This window comes from Mesobacillus campisalis (assembly GCF_000986785.1).
Lineage (GTDB): Bacteria > Bacillota > Bacilli > Bacillales > Cytobacillaceae > Mesobacillus_B > Mesobacillus_B campisalis.
Map to the genome: position 1 here is coordinate 129446 of NZ_LAYY01000007.1, position 14443 is coordinate 143888.

Genomic DNA, 14443 nt, shown 5'->3' on the forward strand with positions numbered 1-14443 from the left:
ATGCTGGAGTGGAACCAATGAGTTACATCAAAGGTTTCCTGCTGAATATGCAATTCTTTACCAGTATTCCAATTCCTTTGTCCCTGCCTATGGATAAAGGGCATCTGGAAAGGGCGGTGAGAACTTTTCCCCTGCTAGGTCTTTTTCAGGGCGCTGTCTATTCAGCGCTATTGTACATTCTGGTGGAATGGTCTTCTTTCTCCATCTTAACTGCCGCATTTGCCGTTTGGCTTGCAGGCATTATCCTTACAGGGGGAATCCACATCGATGGCTGGATGGATGCCAGCGATGCTTACTTTTCCTTCAGGGATAAGGAGAAAAGGCTGGAAATCATGTCCGATCCGCGAACAGGTGCTTTTGGTGCATTGTCTGTCATTGTCCTGTTAAGTTCAAGGTTCTTTTTTATCTATGAGATAGTGGCAAGGATGAGTGGTCTTTCCTATTTTCTGATTGCCTGTATCCCTATTTTCAGCAGGGCGGTGATGGGGGTTTTGCTCACTGTCGTAAAGGGGGCAAAGGAAGAAGGACTTGGACAGCTGTTTCAGCAATCAACCACAAAATATACGCTTTATGCCTATCCTCTTTATTTATTCTTCCCGCTGGCAGGATATTGGGCAACGAACCAGGCGGTTTCATTTATTTTTATGGTTCTGGCCACTCTGGCTATCCTATTTTATCTCAGGCATAAAATACCTAAATGGTTTGGCGGGATGACAGGAGATGTACTGGGCGCAAGCGTGGAAGGGACGGAGCTGCTTTTATGGATGACACTGTGGTTATTGCATTATTTCGTCATGGGCTGACAGAAGGCAATAAAAGGCATGCGTATCTGGGATGGACTGATTCCCCACTATGTCCCGATGCAAAAAGGAAACTTGGTAAACCGGATGCCCGCTATTCTATGCTTTTCAGCAGCAATTTGGGAAGATGCCTCGAAACCTCACGCCTGTTATTTCCCCAGCTTCACCCTCAACTCATGAGTGAGTTGAGGGAAATGCATTTTGGAGAATGGGAAGGGAAAGTGTTTGAAGAATTAAAAGAGGACCCTCACTATCAAAAATGGCTTTCAGAGCCTTTTACTGCCAAAGTACCCGGGGGTGAATCTTTTTCGGACTTTGCTCTCCGGGTGGAAATGGGCTGGAATGAAATCACCAGGAAGATAAAAGAGAAGAAAATCGCCACAGCAGCTGTCATGACACATGGGGGTGTGATCCGGTATCTCTTGTCCAAATTTTCACCCGAAAAAAAGGATTATTGGGACTGGAAAATAGACCATGGTGCAGGATATGAACTTGTTTGGGAAGAAGATAAATGGAGGAGGGGAGAACGGTGCACTTTGTTACAGGCGGCGCCTATAATGGAAAAGCAAAATGGATCAGGGAGCAATACAGGCTGACCAGTGCCCCCCACCTATGGCTTTCGGCTTACAATAATGATAAGCTCCCCGAAACATTGTACCATTGGAGTGACAACAATATTGTGATTATTGAAGGCATTGAACAATGGATAAAGGCTGGTGCTGGTTCCTCCGAACCTGAAGCCCTCCTGGAAGAGTGGACGGAGATATTGAAAGTGTGGCTTGACTGGGAGAACATGAACCCTCAAAGGAAGCTGATCCTTGCAGGAACTGATATCACAAAAGGAATCGTTCCCACTCTTGAATCAGACCGAAAATGGCGGGACATCACAGGATGGGTTTATCAGAGGATAATGGGGTTGGCGGATGAGGCAGACCTGGTCTGGTACGGAGTTTCATTAAAACTAAAAGAAAAGGGGCAAAGAGGATGAAATTATATACACGCACAGGCGACAAAGGGCAAACGAGCATTATCGGCGGAAGGGTGGACAAGGATGATATTCGTGTCGAAGCCTATGGCACGGTTGACGAGGTAAACTGCTTTGTCGGCCAGGCCGTTACCCAGCTTGACCACAATGTGTTTGCCGATGTACTGGCGGATCTTGAAAAAATCCAGCACGAACTGTTTGATTGCGGCGGTGACCTGGCAAATGTAACCAAAAAAAGGGAGTTAAAACTGACGAGGGAAGCTGTTGATTACCTTGAAAAGAAAATTGACGAGCTGATTGCAGAAGCTCCGGCACTCGAGCGCTTCATCCTGCCGGGAGGCGCTCCTGCATCTGCCTCCATCCATATAGCCCGTACGGTCACAAGAAGGGCGGAAAGGCTGGTCGTGTCTTTGAGAAAAGCGGACCCTGAGGTTTCAGAGGCTTCCTTGCAATACCTTAATCGGCTGTCGGATTACTTTTTCGCACTGGCACGCGTAATCAATTTCCGGCTGGGTGAGAAGGATGTTGAATATGCACGGAGTGCCAAGGTATTCCGGGAAGGCAAGCGGAAAGAGGATGTTAAGGGTGAATAAATTTGCACTGAGTTGCATGCTCGTTGCTTTGACGGCAATCGGCTCCATGATGAAGGTGCCAGCTATTATAGGCAGTATTGCACTGGACGCTTTCCCTTCCCTGTTGGCTGCCGCTATGCTGGGAGGTCCTTCGGGAGCTGTGGTTGGCATGCTTGGTCACTTGCTATCTGCCGTCCTGGGCGGACTGCCGTTGGGGGCATTCCATATTCTCGTAGCCGCTGAAATGGCAGTGCTGGTTTATCTGTTTGCCCACTTTTATCAAAAAGGAAAGCGGATGCTTGCCGTGTTGCTCTTCATTGCCGGCAACAGCCTGATTGCTCCACTTCCGTTTATCCTTTTTTTCGGTACCTCCTTCTATTTAGCCATCGTTCCTTCGTTAATAGCCGGTTCAATTTTAAATGGGGTTCTCGCGTACGTGTTGATCCCAAGGCTGGCAGGAGTGCTAAAAATGTTTAAGGGCAACGTGGAGACTAACTCATGAGAGATGTTCTGAGCTTCCCATTTAATGATAAAGAATTCATCGTCGTCGCAAGTGATAACAGTGGGAGCATTGGCAATAAACCCGGGGACTCTGTGTATACTGATTATGAGACAGTAGCTTATTATTCTGTAAGAGTTGCTGCGATGGAGTGCCTAGCCGCAGGTGCAGAGCCTTTTGCTGTCACACTTCAAAATTTCTGCGGGGAAAGTGCCTGGGAGGAGCTGGAGCTGGGAGTTAAAAAAGGCCTTGCCGAGCTGAAGCTGCCTGATGTTAAGATAACGGGCAGCACTGAAAGTAATTTTACACTAAATCAATCAGCTGTTGGCCTTAGCGTCCTTGGAAAAACGACAAGCTTGGTTTCTGGTCCGCTGGTATATTCAGATGACATACGGCTCGCCGTTATTGGGAGTCCGCTGGTTGGTGGCGAGGTGCTGGAAAGAAGCGGCGAGACGGCCCCTTTATCACTTTTCGCACAGCTCCATTCCTTGGGATATCCCGTCCTTCTGCCTGTTGGCTCAAAAGGGATTCTTTCCGAGCTGAACAAGCTTTTTGCTAATCGTACATTCACAAAGGAAAAGCTGATTGCAGAACTCGATATGCTTAAATCATCAGGGCCAGCCACCTGCTTTATCATCGTCTTTCCGCTGGAGAAAGAAGAGGAGATCAAGTCAATTGCAGGGAGCTATTTCCATCCGGTAACAGAAAGAAGGGACTCCGATGCTTAAAGTCTATTTCACAAGGCATGGCGAGACAGAATGGAACGCCGAAAAACGGATTCAGGGACGCCTGGATTCCAGGCTTACCGCCAGGGGAGAGCGTGATGCCTATTTGCTTGGGGAGCGGCTGAAGGATATAGAATTTGACCGGATTATATCATCCCCTAGCGGGCGGGCGATGCAGACAGCAAATGCCCTTAAACGAAATCGGCCACTTGGGATTGAGGCCGATGAAGAATTAATGGAGATATACCTGGGAAACTGGCAGGGAAAAACAGAAAATGAGATCAAAGAACAGTATCCGGAAGAGTTTTACCTTTACTATCACCGTCCTGAGCTTTTTCAAAACCCGGAAGGCGAGAGTTTTTTTGAGGTGAAAAAACGGGCAGAGTCGTTTTTGAATCGTTTGGAACAGGAAACTTCCTCAGGAAATATCCTGGTTGTTACACATGGGGTATTTTTGAAGGCAGCTTATTTGATTTGCCGTAATGCACCTATAGAGCAAATATGGCGGCCTCCTTATTTGCATGGTACAGGCCTGACGATTGTTGAAATAAATAACAGAAAGACAAAGCTGCTGCTTGAAGGATGCATTGAGCATTGCGAGTAAGGGAAGATGGCTGCATGGAAATGAAGAGAATCTAGAAATCAGCATTTGTATTTATATTATTGGTGGGTATGGTAAAAATTTTTAAGGGACCTGTGTGACAGGTCTCTTTTTTATCCTTTATTTTCTAATCTCATTCCTTTGCCAACAGGGTAAAATAGGAAAAATACGCTATGGAGGCGAAAAAATGGGGAGAAATGAGGAGCTGATTAAGAAAATACAAGAACATGCTTTTAGAATTGATTCCTATGATGACCTGGACGCTATCATTAATGAAGCTGGTGATGCTGATTATGTATTGCTTGGAGAAGCGTCTCATGGTACATCGGAATTTTATAGTGCACGAGCTGAACTGACAAAAAGGCTGATCAAGGAAAAAGCTTTTTCGTTTGTCGCTGTCGAGGGAGATTGGCCCGCCTGTTTTACAGTAAACCAATATGTAAAAGGATATAAGGAAGGTACTGCAAGAGAGGCCTTACAGGACTTTAACAGGTGGCCAACGTGGATGTGGTCGAATCGGGAAGTGCTCGATTTTGTCACTTGGTTGAAGAATTATAATGCAGCAAATGGAAAGCGAGCAGGTTTTTATGGCCTGGATGTATACAGTCTGTGGGAATCGATGGAAGAGATGATCAGGCAGCTGGAGAAAATAGCCCCGCAGGATGTTGAGGCAGCCAAAAAGGCATTTTCCTGTTTTGAGCCGTTTGACCGGCGTCCGGAGAATTATGCGATTTCCGCTTCTTACTATGGAGAAGACTGCACCGAGGAAGTGGTCAAGGTACTGATCGAGCTTCAAAAAAACCGCAAAAAATATGACCAGGATGAGGAAGCCGACTTGAATCTTGAAGTGAACAGCCTGGTGATGCTGAATGCGGAGAGATATTACCGGGCAATGGCAAAGGGAGGCCCGGATGATTGGAATATCCGAGACACCCACATGGTGACCGCTTTGGAGAAAATCATGGCTTCACATGGAGCAGGGGCCAAGGCTGTGGTCTGGGAGCATAACACCCACATTGGTGATGCCAGGGCAACCGATATGGCCGATGAGGGGTTGGTAAATGTGGGCCAGCTTCTTCGAGAGACATATGGGGACAGGGTATATACAGTGGGTTTCGGTACACATCGCGGTTCGGTGACTGCATCAAGGGAATGGGGAAGCAAAGTGGAGGAAATGACGGTGCCGGAAGCCCAAATTGGCAGCTGGGAGGATGTCCTCCACCAAGCGGGGGCTTTCGACAAGTACCTGATTTTTAATGAGAAAAATGCCCAGAAGTTTAATGGTGTCCTTGGCCACAGGGCAATTGGCGTCGTTTATAACCCCGAATACGAGCACCTCGGCAATTACGTTCCCACACGCGTGTCGAAGCGTTATGATGCCTTTATATTCCTTGATAAGACAAAGGCGCTTACACCAATGCAGGGATAAATGGATGGATATGTCGTTTGTATGAACGGCTTTGTTGTAAAACCTTTTTTATTGTTGTAAGAGGCTGTGATTTTGAAGTAGAGAATGCAATTCGTCGTAAACAGTCCAACTTTGCAGTAAGCGGTAATATTTCGGTGAAAAGCAAAGCAGAGCCAGGTTCACCTGGCTCTGCTTTGTTTTTACCTGGCTTGTCCAAGGCTGACGGTAGCTGAGACTTTTCCGCGCTCATTTTTGAAGATGCTAACCGTAAATGTACCTGGCTCATCTCTCCGGAAGCTTTCTTTTGCAACCGACCGTGCGAGTGAATTGCTTCTGTATTGAATAATTCGCTGGTCGAGGTTACCATCTTTTACTTCCTTTACCTTCATGGAGTCTTGCGGGATCCTTTCATCCAAGTAAGCATAGATTTCTTCGTCATTAAGCCCTCCGCCTGGATGATACGCGAACTGATATTGAACGTTTACGGCACGGTGAGCTTCAAATGTGACAATCATGAACTCCCCCATATAGCGGGCAATTTCCTGGTCAGCAATATTTTCGCCATAAGCTTTATCGAAATGCTGGCGAACATCTCCTATGCCAGGCTGAGTTGAAAGAATGTGACGGGCATTTGGGTCTGTTTGCGTTTTTGCCCGGATTTTTTCCCTGGAAGGGTTATTCAAATCTTCCATAATCACAATTTTTTCGTCATCTGCCTTACAGCCCGCCAAACTTGCTGTTAAAATTGCCACAAACAAGAGGACCGCGAATCTTTTCATAAACCTTCTTCCCTTCTCGAAAGTCTTTTGTTTAGCTTTCCCAATTGTCAATTAAAAAATGTTAAAAAAATTGTTGACTACAATGTATTATGCGTGATATTATATTTTATTTGATTAATTTTTAAGTATCCTGTATACTGAAATAGTTCGTATATGGGGGTGGAAAGCTTTGTATCAAGTAGGCGACAACATTGTCTATCCAATGCATGGAGCAGGTGTGATTGAAGCGGTAGAAGAGAAGGAGATTGGCGGGGTATCACAGAAATATTTTGTGATAACAATGTCAAGTAAAATGAAATTGATGATCCCAACTGGCAAAATTGGCCTTTCAGGTGTACGTCCTGTTGAAGATCAAATATCCCTGAAAAGCATGCTTAACTGTTTACAGTTCGGGCCAAGTGACGACACTTTGCCGTGGAGGCAGAGGTATAACAACAATATGGCTAAATTAAAGACGGGCCATCTGCTTGAAGGTGCTGAAGTTGTCCGTGATCTTATGAGAATGAACAAGAAGAAGCCTCTTAATACGAGTGAAAGGCAAATGCTTCAAGATGCCCGTAAGATCCTTATCAGCGAAGTTGGCATAATTGCGGGAATTACTCAGGACGAGGCTGGGAAACTGCTGGATGAACGGCTTGAAGTTTCCAGCATTTAAAACGATTTACGGTTAATGGAAATGAAAATAAATTTTGGGCTGGTTATAAGAAATAAACAAATCAGGAAAATTTTCCATTGTAATTATAAAAATTAACTGTTATAGTAAAGAAGAATTATTTTTGTTTTTTCGGCAAGGTGTTTGTCTTGAAGTTTGAGCAAGGATAGTAACAAAATGTGTGCGCAGGCACACGAGGAGGAAACACAAATGGAACAAGGTAAAGTAAAATGGTTTAACGCAGAAAAAGGTTTCGGATTCATCGAGCGCGAAGGCGGAGACGATGTATTCGTACACTTCTCAGCTATCCAAGGCGAAGGCTTCAAATCTTTAGACGAAGGCCAGGACGTAACTTTCGATGTTGAGCAAGGCCAGCGCGGTGCTCAGGCAGCTAACGTACGCAAAGCATAAAACCAAATAGATAAAAGACTCTCATTCCGAGAGTCTTTTTTATTTGGTTCATTTGGCTATGAAGGAGTTGTGTGTATGTATCCAAATATTCAATGAAGGTAATCATGCCTGCTATCAATATATAGTGAACCATCCTGCTGCACTTCTGCATAAAAAACCTCGGAAACAGAAGGAACCCCAAGAACCATCAACTGCTCTTCAAGCCAATCCTCAGAAAGTTTCAGCTTGTTTAAATTGCTCCTATTCACAATGCCATCCGAGATTACCTCAGTTGGGAATGGATAGACGATGTCTGGCATGCCATTTGTTTGGCCCATTCTGTTTTTATTCTGAATTCCGCTTTTTTTCATTACTGACAACTTCCCATCAACTTCAAAAATTGCATAATGGACGTCCTTCATGGAAAAGACGTCTTTTTCACGAAGCATAGTCCTCAGGCTGTCGATATCCAACTGCACTTTCCTCATGGACTTTTCCATGATTTTCCCATCCTTGATGACAATAACCGGTTCGCCATCCAGCCATTTGCGGAATCTGGCCGATTTGATGTCAAAAAAACCCATAAGGAGCGTCAATGCCGACCAACCCGCAAGTGTAATAACCCCATGAAGGATGCTTAGTGCTGGGTCTATTAATAATGCCCCGCCTAAAGTTCCTAGTGTCATGGCCGAAACAAAGTTAAACAAGGTCATTTGGCTGATTTCTTTTTTTCCCATCAGTCTAGCTAGAAAAACCAGGGCAAAAAAAGCGATGAGCAGCCTGATCAACAATTCCGCCAATGTCATAAATAACCCACCTTTATTGGTATGTTGCCCAATATTAATGGGAATATTTATCATTTCCAAGAGCATGCAAAGTGAAAAACATCACCCCGGCATTTACATGCGGGGCCGGGGCAGGCGACATTACAAATTAAGGATATCCTTATCCTTGGCAGGTAAAAGGTTGCGAATGGCATGAGCCACTCCGTCTTCGTCATTGTTCTTTGTGATGATATCCGCTTCCTGCTGAATATGCAGCGGTGCATTTGCCATTGCAACGGATGTAGTGGCTACCTCAAATTGGGCAAGGTCGTTGCCTCCATCGCCAAATGCGATGATCTCATTAAACGAGAGGCTCATCATTTTCTGATAGCGGAGCAGAGCTTTGCCTTTATGGGCATCCCCGGAAGTGATCTCAACATTATTGGGAAAAGACGAAGCCATTGACAAGTTGTATTTGCCATCCAGAGCCTTTTTAACTTCATCAATTCTCGCAAGTTCATCATAGTGGACCAGTGCGATAATCTTATAGATTTTCAGGTCTGGCAATGCAAGGATGGCGTCATAGTCGAATTCCCCGAACAGGGTATCCAGTTCCTCTTTTGATTTGCCATGCAGCGGCGGCAAAGTGGAAGGGTATCCTCCATGGTTTGTATAGACCAGGATGCCAACTTCCAGTTTCCTTAAGATTGGGAACAATTCCTGGTAGGTCCCGACAGGAATGGTTGCCTCGTACAGGAGTTCACGGTCCTTGGAATATAGAATAGAACCATTCACACAGAAAATCGGTACTTTAAGATTGTCCAGTGCCTTGATTTTAATCACATCCCCAACAGCACGTCCTGTATTGAGAATGATGCAATGGCCTTGTTCCTGCAATTCAGTTAGGGCTTTTATATTTTCTTCAGATACGTCCTGGTTGGAATCCAATAGCGTTCCGTCAAGATCAATGGAGTAACAGTTCATGTTTTGCTAATTCCTTTCTCGTTCATATCAAATGCTACTATATCAGATTATCATAATGAATGGGCGGAAAAAAGATGGTGCTTTCATTGTTAACTTTCATTTAATTTCGGTTGACACAAATAATAAAATCTTATACTCTATGGTTAACTAATATTCAGAATAGTTAAAAGGGGACTGGAAAAGGATGAAAAAAAGACTAAGCGCATTTGAAATCAGCCTGGCAGGCATGTTTGTCGCAATGATGGCGGTCGGTGCCAATATTACAGCAATTGCTCCATTTATGATAGTAGGCGGGGTCCCTATCACACTGCAGACATTTTTTGCCATTCTTGCTGGAGCAGTGCTGGGAAGCAGGCTTGGGACAATCTCCATGGCTGTTTATGCTTTTGTAGGGCTAGCAGGGGCGCCGATATTTGCCAGGTTTGGAGGCGGAATCTCAACCATCGTCAGCCCGACGTTTGGATTTATTGTTTCCTTTATCATTGTCGCTTTCGTCGTCGGCAAGATTGTGGAAAGGAAGCAAACGCTATCCACCTATATTATTGGCTCACTAGCAGGATTGGCAATTAATTATTTCTTCGGAACGAACTGGATGTATTTTGCCTATAAGCTTTGGGCAGCCGCCCCGGAAGGCTTCACGTATGGAATGGCATGGCTGTGGATGGCCGCTCCACTTCCAAAAGATATCGCACTTACTATTGGTGCCGCCGTTTTTGCGCATCGCTTTGATCGCAGTGTCCTCAGCCGGAGCCAGCTAAGGAATCACAAACGCACCGCTTAAAAAAAGGCAGGATAGAGCCTAAGCAGAAATGCTTGGGTTTTTTTCATTTTGAGATATAAGCCGACTCACATGTGGTACAATCAACTTTGACCTAAAATGGAACGGAAACCCTCAGAATGGAGTGGGACAGGTGAATTTAAAGATTAATGAGCATATCATCAGGGAGTTGTGCGGAAGTGTCTCCTTCAAAAGAGGAGTAAGTTTTTACCGCAGCGACAAAGTGGAATTCAAGTCATATGATACAGGATTTGCTGAAGCCTTTGTAAGGGGAAGCGCTGAATTTTTTGTTACCGTCAGGGCATTGAATGAGGGAAAATTTATAGTCTCATGCAGCTGCCCGAAGCTCTCATCGTATCATAAGGAATGTCAGCACTCCGCTGCCGTTCTGCTTGCGGTATTGGACCATCAGCGCCTTGGCACGGTTCCTGAACTGCGGGCAGAAGAGAACGTGGAGACTGCCGGACATGGTGACAGCGACTTTGCAGCCACAGAAGGGAATTTGGCAGAAGGGCTGCTCTCCCTGTTTGGGCAGAAGCCGAATAGAGCTCCACGCGCAGGCCGGCAGTATTTTGAAAACAGGCAAGTGATCCAGTCAACCTTTGTTTTCAAACCAGTTTCCGTTGGAGGGTTTCATATGATGGGAGTACAGATGATACTGGGAGGAATAGCTGTAAAGGATATACGCCAAACACTTGCAAACGTTAAAAATGGGGAAATATCCGTTCTTTCGTTATCCTCTTCCTTTGATCCCGCACTGCATTGTTTTGACAGGATTTCCGACGCTGTCATTCAACAGCTGATTCAGGTGCTTGATGATGAGACCAGCTTTCTTTCCAAACTACATACATTTGTTAAACCCGAACCAGATACTCTGATCATTCCTTCTTCATCATGGAGGACGATTATAAACCTCCTGCCGCAAATCCCCTCGGTTAAGCTTGATTATCGCGGCTGTCTGACGGATGGCTTTAAGATCGTGGAGGACCAGCTTCCACTAGAGTTCATATTTATAAAAAATGAGGATAATAGTGGCTTGCTGCGAGTGAAAGGGATGGAGGACCTTTTGTTGCTTAATTTATATGAACAGGTTTTGGCGGAAGGGAATCTGATTCAATTAAACAGTGAAAACAGCGAAGTGCTGTCCAATCTGAAGAAGATGCTAGAGATGGCAGGGGCCAACACCATCCAAGTCCCAAAAGATCAGCTAAAACTCTTTTTTGAGAAGGTAGTGCCCGGCTTGAAAAGGATCGGCACTGTCCAACTGGCCGGCTCTGACTGGGGGGAGTTTACCGTGAAGCCCCTGACCGCCAAATTGTATCTGGATAGGGTGAAAGACCGATTGCTGGCAGGACTTGAGTTTCATTATGGACAGGCTGTTATTCAGCCATCAGAGTCACGGCCTTCAGGATATTCCAATGTTCTTATTAGGGACACCGAGAAGGAAGCCGCAATCATTGATATATTGGAGAGCAGTGATTTTGCCAGGACTGAAGGCGGTTATTTTCTGCATAACGAAGAAAAGGAATATGAATTTTTGTATCATGCTCTACCAAAACTTCATAAGCTGGTCCAAGTGTATGCTACGACTGCCGTGAGAAACAGGATACTCAAGGCCGGCTCTCCGCCTGCAATCAGGGTGAAATTCAAAAAGGAGCGTACCAACTGGCTGGAATTCAAGTTCGAGCTGGACGGCATTCCAGAGAGGGAAATTAAGGATGTATTGGCCGCACTTGAAGAAAAGCGCAAGTATTTCCGGCTGCGGAGCGGCGCCCTTCTCTCACTTGAGGCAAAAGAGTATGATGAAATCCGCCGTTTCCTTATATCCGCACCCATCCAGCAGGAGGATTGGGAGAACACTTTGAATTTGCCTGTTGTTGAAGGCCTCAGGCTGATGGATCGTGTGCAGAATGAAGAAGTTATCCAACGGGAGGATTCATTTCGCCAGTTTCTTGACAGCCTGCTCCAGCCTGGCAAGCAGGAATTTCAGGTTCCTCCTGGATTGGACACTGTTATGCGAAGGTATCAAAAAGAAGGCTTCAAATGGATGAAGACACTTGCCAGCCATGGATTTGGCGGCATTCTCGCCGATGACATGGGCCTTGGCAAAACGCTTCAAAGCATTGCTTTCATTCTTTCAGAGCTCTCGGTCATTCGCCGGACCAAGAGCCCTGTGCTGATCGTCTGTCCCTCATCGCTAACTTATAACTGGCTTGCGGAACTCGGCAAGTTTGCTCCCGGGGTACATGCAAGTGTCATAGATGGGCCGCGTAAGGCGAGATTGAGAGCGCTGGAGACGGGAAATCCGGATGTAATTATAACCTCTTATCAGCTGCTCCGCATGGATATTGATTGGTACGAAAAAATGACTTTCCATACTATATTCTTCGATGAAGCCCAGGCGTTTAAAAATCCAATTACGCAAACGGCAAGAGCGGTGAAAAGAGTTGGAAGCACCCATCGCTTCGCCCTTACTGGCACTCCTGTTGAGAACTCCGTTGAAGAAATATGGTCCATTTTCCATGTTGTTTTTCCTGGATTATTCAAGGGCCTTAAGGAGTACAGTCAATTGACCCGCGAGCAGATATCAAGAAGAATTGCGCCTTTTCTCCTCCGAAGGCTCAAGGAGGATGTGCTTTCAGAACTGCCTGGAAAACAGGAGACCATCGAATATTCCGAGATGCTTCCCGAGCAAAAGAAACTGTATGCCGCCTATTTGGCAAAGCTCCGCCATGATACGTTAAAGCACCTTAACAAGGATACTTTAAGGAAAAACAGGATTAAAATTCTTGCGGGCATGACTCGCCTCAGGCAGATTTGCTGCCATCCGGCATTATTTGTGGATGGCTATAAAGGGAGCTCTTCAAAGTATAATCAGCTAAGGCAGATTATTGAGGAGTCTCAGCAGACAGGGAGAAGGGTCCTGGTTTTTTCCCAGTTTACCTCAATGCTTCAACTTATAGGCCGGGACCTTGCTGGCCAGGGATATGATTTTTTCTACCTTGATGGGCGTACAGCGCCTGAAGACCGCGTTGAAATATGCAGCAGATTTAATGCAGGCGAACGGGATCTGTTTTTAATTTCGCTAAAAGCTGGTGGAACGGGGCTTAACCTTACCGGAGCGGATACCGTCATCCTTTATGATTTGTGGTGGAATCCGGCAGTGGAGGAGCAGGCAGCAGACAGGGCCCACCGAATGGGTCAGAAAAATACGGTACAGGTGATTAAATTAGTAGCCAGAGGAACCATTGAAGAAAAAATCAACGAGCTTCAGGAAAAGAAGCGGCACATGATTCAGGAAATCATAAATCCTGGGGAAAAGGGTTCCTTGTCTCTTACTGATGAGGATATCCGCGAAATATTAATGATTTAATAGCCATAGAAGGGACTGCCGGTGTCCTTATGCTTTAAAAGGAATTTTAGGTATTATTAAGATTGGTCAAAAAGGCTGCAATGAAACCTCATTGCAGCCAGTCTTGTTTATTGGTTAATCAGCATACGTACAGTCTGCTGATCAAATACCTTTTCAACGTGTTCCATGAGGGTCAGGTATACCAGTCCGTTTCCTTCCACTTTTGGCGAATTGCCGAGTGGCACGGTTCGCTTAATCAGCTGGGCGTAGAGCTCCGGAACGGTCAGTTCCCGGTCAAAAGCGGTGTTGGAAAGCACCTTCAGCAGCGCCAGCGCCCCGGAGACATGAGGGGTGGCCATCGAGGTACCGCTAAGCGTGGCATAGCTTCCGTTCAGATAGGTGGAGGTGATTTTTTCACCTGGTGCGACCAGGTCGATTTCATTATGGGAATTTGTAAACTGGGAGGAATTCCGGTCAAGATCAATGGCGCCCACCGAGATGACCTCATTGTAGGCCCCTGGATAGGCAAGCTCGTCCGTTGCATCCTCACCATCTCCTTCATTGCCTGCTGCACAGACAACAAGAATGTTGGCGGCAATCGCTTCCTTGATGGCCTCATGCAGCTCTTTTACATCCTGCGGGCCTCCGAGTGACATGGAAATGATGTCGACCTTCTGGCTGGTGGCATAACGGATGGCATTGATGATCCAATCGTATTGGCCAGACCCATTTTTGCCGAGTACTTTCAATATCAGCAAATTGGCCTCCGGGGCGACCCCGGCTACTCCTGTGTCATTCAGGCCGGCGGCGATTGTCCCCGCTACATGGGTGCCATGACCATTATAGTCTTCAAAGATATCGGGATTTCCCTGGTCATCTTTTGTGAAGTTGCGTCCGCCAATGATTCTGCCTGCCAAATCAGGGTGGGAAGTTTCGCAGCCTGTGTCAAGCACAGCAATTGTAATTCCCTGTCCTTTGGTTTCGGGCCAAATATCGGGTGCCTGGATAATTTCCACACCCTTGGGAATCTCGTTGACAATTTCCAGCTGCTCTTCAAACTTATACGGAATTAGATGTACATATCTTTCCATGTTTCTCCCTCCTCCTTCGTTATATTAGCAAGCTCTTGATGTTATTTACTATTCTATCAATTC

General features: G+C 45.8%; 16 protein-coding genes. 12 read left to right on the plus strand and 4 right to left on the minus strand.

The features are described 5' to 3' along the window. Positions 1–17 precede the first annotated feature (17 nt). From cobS to WQ57_RS08175, 8 genes are all read left to right on the plus strand, one after another. A complete protein-coding gene (gene cobS, locus WQ57_RS08140) occupies positions 18–803 on the plus strand; it encodes an adenosylcobinamide-GDP ribazoletransferase (RefSeq protein WP_046523251.1) in 786 nt (261 codons plus the stop codon). Continuing rightward, positions 761–1396 carry a histidine phosphatase family protein gene (locus tag WQ57_RS08145; RefSeq protein WP_046523354.1) on the plus strand — a complete coding sequence of 212 codons (636 nt, stop codon included), beginning with the start codon at positions 761–763 and terminating at the stop codon, positions 1394–1396. The genes cobS and WQ57_RS08145 overlap by 43 nt, the downstream gene beginning before the upstream one ends. After that, the gene (locus WQ57_RS08150; protein ID WP_046523252.1) at positions 1330–1788 is read left to right on the plus strand and encodes a bifunctional adenosylcobinamide kinase/adenosylcobinamide-phosphate guanylyltransferase; all 459 of its coding nucleotides are present in this window, start codon (positions 1330–1332) and stop codon (positions 1786–1788) included. The genes WQ57_RS08145 and WQ57_RS08150 overlap by 67 nt, the downstream gene beginning before the upstream one ends. Next, positions 1785–2378, plus strand: a complete 594-nt coding sequence (locus WQ57_RS08155) for a cob(I)yrinic acid a,c-diamide adenosyltransferase (protein ID WP_046523253.1) — start codon at positions 1785–1787, stop codon at positions 2376–2378. Before WQ57_RS08150 ends, WQ57_RS08155 begins: the two co-directional genes overlap by 4 nt. Then, the gene (locus WQ57_RS08160; protein ID WP_046523254.1) at positions 2362–2859 is read left to right on the plus strand and encodes an ECF transporter S component; all 498 of its coding nucleotides are present in this window, start codon (positions 2362–2364) and stop codon (positions 2857–2859) included. The genes WQ57_RS08155 and WQ57_RS08160 overlap by 17 nt, the downstream gene beginning before the upstream one ends. Continuing rightward, a complete protein-coding gene (locus WQ57_RS08165; RefSeq protein WP_046523255.1) occupies positions 2856–3584 on the plus strand; it encodes a hypothetical protein in 729 nt (242 codons plus the stop codon). The genes WQ57_RS08160 and WQ57_RS08165 overlap by 4 nt, the downstream gene beginning before the upstream one ends. Then, entirely contained in the window at positions 3577–4185 is a 609-nt protein-coding gene (locus WQ57_RS08170) for a histidine phosphatase family protein (RefSeq protein ID WP_046523256.1), read from the plus strand. Before WQ57_RS08165 ends, WQ57_RS08170 begins: the two co-directional genes overlap by 8 nt. A gap of 184 nt (positions 4186–4369) precedes the next feature. Next, positions 4370–5611, plus strand: coding sequence for an erythromycin esterase family protein (locus WQ57_RS08175; RefSeq protein WP_046523257.1), 1242 nt, complete (start codon positions 4370–4372; stop codon positions 5609–5611). A 179-nt stretch (positions 5612–5790) separates the two neighbouring features. Here the strand turns inward: WQ57_RS08175 and WQ57_RS08180 are convergent, their stop codons facing one another. Beyond that, a complete protein-coding gene (locus WQ57_RS08180; protein WP_046523258.1) occupies positions 5791–6369 on the minus strand; it encodes a hypothetical protein in 579 nt (192 codons plus the stop codon). Positions 6370–6538: 169 nt separating this feature from the next. Between WQ57_RS08180 and WQ57_RS08185 the strand changes: the two genes are divergently transcribed. Both WQ57_RS08185 and WQ57_RS08190 read left to right on the plus strand, forming a co-directional pair. After that, positions 6539–7024, plus strand: a complete 486-nt coding sequence (locus tag WQ57_RS08185) for a CarD family transcriptional regulator (RefSeq protein WP_046523259.1) — start codon at positions 6539–6541, stop codon at positions 7022–7024. A gap of 207 nt (positions 7025–7231) precedes the next feature. Then, positions 7232–7432 (plus strand): cold-shock protein, encoded by a 201-nt coding sequence (locus WQ57_RS08190; RefSeq protein ID WP_046523260.1) that lies wholly within the window; start codon positions 7232–7234, stop codon positions 7430–7432. A gap of 89 nt (positions 7433–7521) precedes the next feature. Here the strand turns inward: WQ57_RS08190 and WQ57_RS08195 are convergent, their stop codons facing one another. Together WQ57_RS08195 and WQ57_RS08200 are read right to left on the minus strand one after the other, a co-directional pair. Then, on the minus strand, positions 7522–8217 hold the full coding sequence (locus WQ57_RS08195) for a YetF domain-containing protein (RefSeq protein WP_046523261.1): 696 nt from the start codon (positions 8215–8217) through the stop codon (positions 7522–7524). 120 nt (positions 8218–8337) lie between these two features. Next, positions 8338–9159: a Cof-type HAD-IIB family hydrolase gene (locus WQ57_RS08200; RefSeq protein WP_046523262.1), complete on the minus strand. Its 822-nt coding sequence runs from the start codon at positions 9157–9159 to the stop codon at positions 8338–8340. A 184-nt stretch (positions 9160–9343) separates the two neighbouring features. Between WQ57_RS08200 and WQ57_RS08205 the strand changes: the two genes are divergently transcribed. Continuing rightward, positions 9344–9940 (plus strand): biotin transporter BioY, encoded by a 597-nt coding sequence (locus WQ57_RS08205; RefSeq protein ID WP_046523263.1) that lies wholly within the window; start codon positions 9344–9346, stop codon positions 9938–9940. A 130-nt stretch (positions 9941–10070) separates the two neighbouring features. Beyond that, entirely contained in the window at positions 10071–13310 is a 3240-nt protein-coding gene (locus WQ57_RS08210) for a DEAD/DEAH box helicase (RefSeq protein ID WP_046523264.1), read from the plus strand. 107 nt (positions 13311–13417) lie between these two features. Here the strand turns inward: WQ57_RS08210 and WQ57_RS08215 are convergent, their stop codons facing one another. Continuing rightward, a complete protein-coding gene (locus WQ57_RS08215) occupies positions 13418–14380 on the minus strand; it encodes a S8 family peptidase (protein WP_046523265.1) in 963 nt (320 codons plus the stop codon). Positions 14381–14443: the final 63 nt, after the last annotated feature.